This is a genomic window from Megasphaera sp. UBA4382, from assembly GCF_002391155.1.
In the GTDB taxonomy this organism is placed as follows: Bacteria; Bacillota; Negativicutes; order Veillonellales; family Megasphaeraceae; genus Megasphaera; species Megasphaera hexanoica.
On sequence record NZ_DGRS01000087.1, the window covers coordinates 5,228 to 14,070 of the forward strand.

Here is an 8,843-nt window from a genome sequence, read left to right on the forward strand (position 1 = left end):
CACGTCCGCTGCCCCGCCGCTGCCGCCGACGCCGGCAAATGCCTTTTCCAGTTCATCGATCCAGAGCACACATGGCGCAATGGCTTCGGCCAGGCCGATGGCCTTGCGCATATTGGCTTCCGATTCACCGACATATTTGCCCATGAGGCGTCCCATGTCAAGGCGCAGCAGGGGAACGCCGAAGAGCTTGGCCGCCGCCTTGGCATTGAGGGATTTGCCACAGCCGGGCATGCCGGCAATGAGGACGCCTTTGGGCATATCGACGCCAAAGGCCGCAGCGGCCTCCATATTGCGGAAAATCTTTTCCTTTCTCTGGAGCCATTGTTTCAGGCTTTCCAGTCCGCCAATATCGTCCATGCCTTCTTTGAGGGGAATCATTTCCAGTATACCCGATTTCTGTACGACCTGTTTTTTCTGTTCCAATATGAGCGATAAATCAGACCGGGTGATTTCCCCGTCGTCGGACAGAGCCAGTGCCAGGATGGTATTGATTTCATATTCCGACAGGCCCTTGAACATCTGGGCCAGTTCGCGGATGAATTCCGGCAGCATGTCCACTTCCTGATCGTGGCAGAATTGTTCGATGACGCCGCGGATATCCGATACAGTCAGGTATTCGTCGTGGAGAATGGTCAGGAAGGGATCGAGTTCTCCGGGAATGTAGACCTCAGAAGACACGATGACAATATTAAAATCGGGCAGGGAGCCATTGCCAATCCGCCGGGCCAGGTATTTCAGCAGTTCGATGACGGCCATCTGATCTTTGAAAAGGGGTACGTCTTTGAGGACCAGAACGGACCGCTGCAGGGACAGGGGGTCATCGATAAGTGTCCGCAGGATATCTTCCAGCGGCGCTTCGGCCTGCATGAGTACCTGGTTTTCAAAATAGCCGCGCACATTCCATTCCTCTATTTTCCGGCCGCCGGCGACGGACCGGATGAGGTCATCGGCTTTATCTTCTTCATACGTATCGAGGTAAATAATGGGAAATCCTGCATCCATATAGCGGATGAATTGTTCTTTTATATGCTTCATGTCGGGCAATCCTCCTTACTATCAGTATAAGCGTTTTGTATTTTCTGCAGTGTCTGGATAAAGGCCTGCCGGAACCGGTCCGGCCCGATAATGACGATGGCATCGCCCTGCATGAGGAGCCAGCGGAAAAAACCGGGAATGCTTACGGTCACTTCCACCAGTACGGTCTCCACTTCCCAAGAAAGTACCGTGTGAGCGGGGATTTTATCGAACAGGGCTTCGGCCGCCCGGTGCTGACAGCGCAGGGTCAGACGGACAGGATTTCCACCGAACATAAAGGGCGTCGTCGAACGCAGGCGGCGGAGAGAAAAGTCATTGTCTTCCGGGGAGCATCCGTTCCCGGGAAGGACATCGAAGGAACGGATGCGGTCGAGGCGGAAAAATGCCGGTTCCTTGTGAATCGTCCCTTCCACGGTGGCGATGAGATAAAAATATCCATCGGAAACGACGACTGAGAGGGGAAACACGATATGCGCCGTCCGCATGTCATCGCCGCGGCTGTAATGAAGGCAGATTTTTCTGTGGTCCCGTATGCACTGCTGCAGGTCCCATTGGATCTTGATGATGGCCTGATGATGAGACGGTTCACGATAGCCGTCAAGCTCTTCTTCCAGCAGCCGTGAAAATTCCATTTCATCCCGGGGCGACAATAATCCGCACAGGGCCTGTACCAGCCCTTCCATCTCATCGAGACGCAGTGCCCGGCTGCCCAGCAGGATTTTCAGGATGGTCAGTGCCTCCATGCTCTGCAGCGGCCGGTGCTGATAGTGGTTCAGGATATAGGACCCCTTCTGCCGGTCCCAGAGAAGTACGGCCGGGCTGCGGGCTTCGGAAAGGACGGCGCGGATGGACTGCATATCCCGTTCGATGGTTCGTTCTGTCGTATTAAATTCCAGTGCCAGATTCGTCTTATTCAGCCATTCGTGTTTCAATAAACGGCAGAATACGAGAAGTATCCGCTCAGCTTTATCCATACTCTCTCCTTTCATCCCTATAGTACCATAAAATTACGACACATATTGTCGCTGTATTCATAAACAATTTGTAACATATTATAACATAAAATGGGGCTTTGCATGCAAAAATCCCTCAGGATATACGATGCTCCTGAGGGATTTCACTAAGGCTGTTATTTTTCGTAATGTTCGTGCCACTGATGGTGGAACGTGCCTTCCCGGTCGGTGCGCTGATAGGTGTGGGCCCCGAAGTAATCCCGCAGAGCCTGTATCAGATTGGCTCCGACGCGGGGACTGCGGTAGGCGTCGAGATATTCCATGGCATTGGCAAAAGCCGGGATGGGAATGCCTTCCTGTACGGCCAGGCAGACAATCTGGCGCAGGCTTTCTTCGTTGGCATTGATTTTATCCAGGAAGAATTGGTCGAATATCAGGTTTTCCAGATCCGGATTCTTTTCATAGGCTTTGGTAATCTTATTGAGGAACTCCGCCTGGATGATGCAACCGGCCCGGAAGATAGAGGCAATACGGCCGTAGTCGAGATCCCAGTGGTACGTTTCCGAGGCACTGCGGTAGAGAGAAAATCCCTGGGCGTAGGCCACGATTTTCCCCGTATACAGACTGCGCCGCACGGCTTCGATGAATTTTTCTCCTTTTACAAGCTTATGTTCCGGCCCGGAAATAACCGTTTCAGCCATGTGCCGCTGAGACAGGTTGGACATGACGCGGGCGTTGCAGGCAGCGGTGATCATAGAAATGTCGACGCCCTGTTTCAATGCTTCGATGCTGGTCCAGCGGCCGGTCCCCTTCTGCCCTGCCGCATCGACGATTTTGTCAATGACCTGTCCGCCTGTTTCGTCATCTTCGGCAAAAATATCGGCGGCGATGCCGATAAGGAAGCTGTGCAGTTCCCCCTGATTCCACTGGTGGAAAATATCGGCGATTTCACTATTCGTATAGCCGCCGACGGTTTTCAGCAGCAGATACGATTCGGCAATGAGCTGCATATCCGCATATTCGATGCCGTTATGGACCATCTTGACATAATGGCCGGCGCCATCACTGCCGATATAGGTGCAGCAGGGTTTGCCATCACTGGCTTTGGCTGCAATGGCTTCATAAATGGGCTGGATTTCGGGATACGTGTCTTTATTGCCGCCGGGCATGATGGACGGGCCGCGGCGGGCGCCAGTTTCCCCGCCCGATATACCCATGCCATAAAAATGGATGCCCTGCTTGCGGCAGTATTCATAGCGGCGGCGCGTATCACCGAAATAAGAATTGCCGCCGTCGATGAGGATATCCCCCTGGTCGAGGAGAGGGATGAGCTGGTCAATCATGCTGTCTACGGGCTTTCCCGCCATAATCATGAACATGATTTTCCGTGGCCGTTTGAGAGACGATACGAAATCCTGCAGGCCGTAATAGGCGGTAATATGATCATGGGGCCGTTCTTTGACAAATTTTTCCGTCAGATCCGGTGTGTAGTTATAGACGCTGACCGTAAATCCATGGTCTGCCATATTGAGAGCCAGGTTGCTGCCCATGACGGCCATGCCAACAACGCCGATATCATGTAAATCCATTGTGTATTCGCTCCTTTATCACGGACTTCGTCCGGTCAGATTTTTTTCTGGTATTCTGTAATTTCTGCAAATTCGTCCTGCAGTTTCAGATACAGCCGGGCAAAAATACTGTACAGCTCCCGGTATGTCGCCACGTTTTCGGCTATCGGTGTATATACTTTCTTTGCATGGACCAGATGGGCCGTGTCGGCAATGCTCTTTAGTCTGCCGCTGGCAATGAATCCCAATGTCGCCGCGCCGAAGGCTGCTCCCTCGCTGTTGTCGGGAAGAGTCAGTTTTTCGTTTAGCACGTCCGACAGGATCTGCAGCCAGAGGCGGGATTTGGTAAAGCTGCCACTGACGCGGATATCGCGGATATCACCGAATTCCCGGAGGGCCAGCATGACGCTGTTCAGGCTGTAGCAGATTCCTTCCATGACGGCCCGGATGATGTGGGACCGGCTGTGATTGAGGGAAAACCCGAAGAACATGCCCCGCAATTCCGAATTCCAGTAGGGCGCCCGTTCCCCTGTAAAGCAGGGCAGGCAGATGAGGCCGTCGGCACCGGCATCGACGTGTTCAGCCTTCATGGTCATGAGGTCATAGGGGTCGATGTCCAGGTCTTCCAGCTTGCTGCCGCCGTAATGGCAGATTTTGTCGCGTACCCAGCGCAGGATCATGCCGCCGTTATTGATGGCGCCGCCGGCAACCCACATGTCATCGGTCAGATTATAGCACCAGGTGCGCATCTGCGGATCCGTCTTCGGCTGTCTGGTCAGCATGCGCAGAGCTCCGCTGGTACCGATGGTCGCGCTGAGCTGGCCCGGCTGGACGGCGCCGATGCCGACGTTGACCAATACGCCATCAGTAGCGCCGATGACCACGGGAAGTCCTTCCGGCAGATGCATGGCCCCGGCGGCTTTGGGTGCCAGCGTGTGCATGTACGTCGTGGAAACGACAGGCGGCATATACGACTTGTCTATCCCAGCATAGGAAAGGATTTCATCGTCCCACTGGAGTGTCCGTTCATTGTACATGCCGCTGGTACTGGCCGTCGATTTATCGATGACCCACTGACCCGTCAGATGATAAAAAAGATAGTCTTTGATGGATCCGACGTATTTCATCTGGCGGAACAGGTCCTGCTGATGGCGTTTGAGCCAGAGAACCTTGGCCAGGGGATAACAGGCATGGATGGGGCAGCCCGTCCGTTCGTAAAAAGAATGGCACAGGACCGGATCTTTTTTCATATCACGGACTACATCGGCACTGCGGCTGTCGGCCCAGGTCTGCATATCCATGAGAGGTTCCAGGTGTTCGTCAAGACCGGCAAAACTGTGCATGACCGTGCTCAGGGCAATCCCTGCCAGTTCTTTATTTTTATACCGCAGCTGGGCCGCCGTCTTGCTGATGACTTCTTCTACCGATTCGTATATCTGAAGCGGACTTTCTTCGGCCCAGTCCGGGTGGGGCGTCAGGAGCGGGTAAAACGCTTCGGACGAGCACACATTCGTACCGTCTTCCGTATAGGCAATGGCCCGCACGCCTGTCGTTCCTACGTCGACGCCAATCCATACTTCCTGATTGGATGATTCCATACTCATGATTATCTTCTCCCTTTCCGTTTATCACAGATTTTCACTCATGGTTCAGACCACAAGGGCTCCTACGATATCGGTAATATGTGTGATGCCTTCTTCTTCGCAATACTGGGCCATCCCCTCAGCAATTTCCTGTACCGCCCGGGGATTGACAAAGTTATAAGCCCCTACGGCGACGGCACTGGCTCCGGCCAGCATGAATTCAATTGCATCCTGCCAGCAGGCAATGCCACCCAGGCCGAGAATGGGAATCTGCACGGCCTTTGCTGTCTGCCATACCATGCGCAGAGCAATCGGTTTGACGGCAGGACCAGACAGGCCTCCGGTGATATTACCCAAAAGAGGGCGCCGCGACCGGATATCAATGGCCATCCCCGTCAATGTATTGATGAGGGACACGGCATCGGCACCGGCCGCTTCCACGGCTTTCGCCATGACCGTGATATCTGTCACGTTCGGTGATAATTTTACAATGACCGGCTTTTTCGTATGAGATTTGACCTGTCCGGTTACGGCAGCGGCCGCTTTAGGGTCGGTCCCGAATACGATGCCGCCTTCTTTGACATTAGGGCAGGAAATATTGACTTCCAGACCGGCTACGCCATCGACATCGAGGGCTTCCGCCAGCTGGCCGTATTCTTCAGCCGAACCGGCCGAAATATTGACAATAATGGGAGTTCCCATCTGTTTTGTCCGCGGCAGGATGTCCCATTTGAACGCATCGAGACCGGGATTTTCCAGACCGATGCAATTGAGCATGCCCGACGGCGTTTCCGCCACCCGTACACCGGGATTACCCGCCCTCGGCAGGGGCGTAATCCCCTTGGAAATGACAGCCCCGATTTCACTGAGGTCGAGGAAATCACTATATTCCACGCCAAATCCGAATGTACCCGAAGCTCCCATGACGGGAGTCTTCATAGGAATACCGGCGAATGTAACGTTTAACCGATCTGTATTCATTAAAATACCTCCTTCGCCGGAAATACCGGTCCATCTGCACATACCTTATGCCGTCTGCCATCGATTTTGCTGGCAAAGGTACAGCCGAGACAGACGCCGATGCCGCAGGCCATGCGTTTTTCCATGGATACTTCACAATATACATCCGCTTCGGCCGCAGCTTCTGCAATGGTCTTCATCATCACCGTCGGGCCGCAGACGGAAATGCGGTCTATGGCATGTTCCTGAAAAATTACAGGCAGTGCCTGTACGGCAAATCCTTTTATTCCCCGGGACCCGTCATCAGTCGTCACGTAGATATATTCCGCATAGGGTTCAAAAAACCGTGTCCAGAACGTTTCTGCCGCCGTCTTGCCAGCCACGAGGATCACCGGATGATCCAGCCTTTTTGCCAGGAAAATGAGCGGTGCCAGCCCGACGCCGCCCCCAGCCAGCAGGACCTTGCCAGGGGAAGTCGTAAAGACGCCATCTCCCAGAGGACCTTCCACATTCAGCACATCACCGGGATGCAGCCGCGATAATTCTTCCGTTCCCGTACCGACGATACGGTAGATAATCGTGACCGTACCCTCTGTTGACGTATCGACGATGCCAAAGGGACGGCGCAAAAAGGTCGTACCGCCATCATAGTGTACGTTGACAAACTGCCCCGGCCGTGCTGTCCGGGCAATCTGCGGCGCATGGAATTTCATCTGCCATACGGCAGGAATAATCGCTTCGTTTTTTAGTATTTCAGCTTGCTCCACATATTTCATAAGCAATGCCTCCTATAAAAAGTTTCCCCGGATTTCTCCTTTTCCTATTCTACCATAGATAGAAAGAAAGTAAAAACGCCCTGCATGAATATTGTGTTCACACAGGGCGTATCCTATACCTGTTATTTATGTTCGACTTCTTTTTCCATATTCAGGGTAACTTCATCACGCCAGATACCGAGTCGGGCCACACAGTCAGCAGCCGATGCGTCCCACTTTCCATCTTTAAGGCGCTGTTTGTAATCGTCTACGAGAATCTTGACTTTGCCGCTCAGAAGGAAAACGACAATGAGGTTGCAGACGACACATGTGCCATAGAAGAAATCGAAGGAAGACCACAGTGTCTTGGCTGCTCCGATAGCACCGACAATAGCCCAGGCACAACCGATGGCATAGTAAATTTTGATCCATGCGCCTTCAAGGCCCAGGGAGTTGAGGCAGATACCGCCATAATATACGTTGACAACACAGGTCGTAAAAGCAAAGAAAGTAATGATGACTGAAATAAATACAGCACCGACAGCCACACTGCCAAAGGCAGAGGAAAAGCCGGCTGTCGTAAGAGCAGCACCGGAAATACCCGTATTCCAGAGACCCGAGGTCATAACGACCATAGCCGTCATCGTGCAGACGACAATAGTATCGAAGAAGACTTCAAAAATCCCCCACAGGCCCTGTTTGACCGGATGGTTGACCGATGCCGACGAATGAGCCAGCGGAGCTGTACCCGTACCGGCTTCGTTGGAATAAATACCACGGGCCAGGCCCCAGCGGACGGCCAGCATGACCGTGCTGCCAGCAAAGCCGCCCGTTGCAGCCGTACCGGTGAAAGCATCTTCAAAAATCATAGCAAAGGCCGAAGGAATCATGCTGGCATTGACGATGATAACGAAGATAGCACCGACGATGTAAATGACAGCCATAAACGGAACGACGAGATTAGCGAAATTGGAAATACTCTTGAGACCGCCCAGGAGAACTGCTGCCATTAGGACAGCAACGGTGATGCCGACGATATACGGATTGACAGCAAAGGCTGTATTAATGGCATTGGAGATTTCTGCTGCCTGGATAGACGGGGCAAACATCATGCCCGCTGCCATAACGATAGCCCAGATAGCCGACAGCCAGCGCCAGTTTTTGCCGAGACCGTTCTTGACATACCAGGGGAAACCGCCGTGCCAGACACCGCTTACGGGATCTTTTTCACGATAGGCCAGGCCCAGGGTAACTTCTGAGAATTTGACGATCAGGCCCAGCATGGCGATGAACCACATCCAGAAGACAGCACCGGGACCGCCTGTTGCAATAGCGACGGAAACGCCGGCGATGTTGCCAACACCCAGTGTCGATGCCAAAGCCGTACAGGCCGCCTTAAATGGCTTGATATTGCCGTCACCAGACCCTTTGTCAAAGATTTTGCCAAAGGTATTCTTCATGACATGACCAAAAAATGCAAACTGGAAAAAGCCAAGACGGATGGATAAGAAGACGGCTACAAAGGACGTGCCGATGAGCAGCGGCCATCCCCAGATAAAATCAGCAAAAGCCATCATCCCTTTTGCAATCAAACCAAAAAATTCCATACACATTGCCCCCTCATGCAATTATTGGAATTCTCGAATAAAGTAATGATAATATCTGTAAAAGCGGAACGATACCGGCCGAGAATCCTCCAGAGATACGATATGACGTTCCTTTAAGAATGTGAAACAACACACTTACTATAGCACATTATCAAGCTCTTTGTAAATATATTTTTAGCATACTAGGACAATTTAGCTGAATATTTCTATTTTTTTCTGGTAAAATACTTCTTTTTGGCATTTTGTATACAATATTCAATCAATTTTTAAGTATATATATCTTTATTTTTGCTTTGAAATACAAAAAAAGCACTCAGATAATCCCTGAATGCTTTAACTTCTTCTTGGTGACCCAGTAGGGATTCGAACCCTAGACCCACAG

Annotated in this window: 7 protein-coding genes; all 7 read right to left on the reverse strand. The window is 52.2% G+C overall.

The features are described from left to right. On the reverse strand, positions 1 to 1,035 hold a 1,035-nt coding region (locus B4H10_RS11465; RefSeq protein WP_292018888.1), incomplete at its 3' end, for an AAA family ATPase. After that, a complete protein-coding gene (locus B4H10_RS11470; RefSeq protein ID WP_292018889.1) occupies positions 1,032 to 2,009 on the reverse strand; it encodes a helix-turn-helix transcriptional regulator in 978 nt (325 codons plus the stop codon). The genes B4H10_RS11465 and B4H10_RS11470, both read right to left, overlap by 4 nt. Before the next feature lie 155 nt (positions 2,010 to 2,164). Further along, the gene (gnd, locus tag B4H10_RS11475) at positions 2,165 to 3,577 is read right to left on the reverse strand and encodes a decarboxylating NADP(+)-dependent phosphogluconate dehydrogenase (protein ID WP_292017169.1); all 1,413 of its coding nucleotides are present in this window, start codon (positions 3,575 to 3,577) and stop codon (positions 2,165 to 2,167) included. 35 nt (positions 3,578 to 3,612) lie between these two features. Beyond that, on the reverse strand, positions 3,613 to 5,154 hold the full coding sequence (locus B4H10_RS11480) for a gluconokinase (RefSeq protein ID WP_414674019.1): 1,542 nt from the start codon (positions 5,152 to 5,154) through the stop codon (positions 3,613 to 3,615). A gap of 51 nt (positions 5,155 to 5,205) precedes the next feature. After that, the gene (locus B4H10_RS11485) at positions 5,206 to 6,120 is read right to left on the reverse strand and encodes a dihydroorotate dehydrogenase (RefSeq protein ID WP_292018891.1); all 915 of its coding nucleotides are present in this window, start codon (positions 6,118 to 6,120) and stop codon (positions 5,206 to 5,208) included. Further along, entirely contained in the window at positions 6,120 to 6,875 is a 756-nt protein-coding gene (locus B4H10_RS11490) for a dihydroorotate dehydrogenase electron transfer subunit (protein WP_292018892.1), read from the reverse strand. Before B4H10_RS11490 ends, B4H10_RS11485 begins: the two co-directional genes overlap by 1 nt. A 122-nt stretch (positions 6,876 to 6,997) precedes the next feature. Continuing rightward, positions 6,998 to 8,461 (reverse strand): alanine/glycine:cation symporter family protein, encoded by a 1,464-nt coding sequence (locus B4H10_RS11495; RefSeq protein ID WP_059077418.1) that lies wholly within the window; start codon positions 8,459 to 8,461, stop codon positions 6,998 to 7,000. Between the last annotated feature and the right edge of the window lie 382 nt (positions 8,462 to 8,843).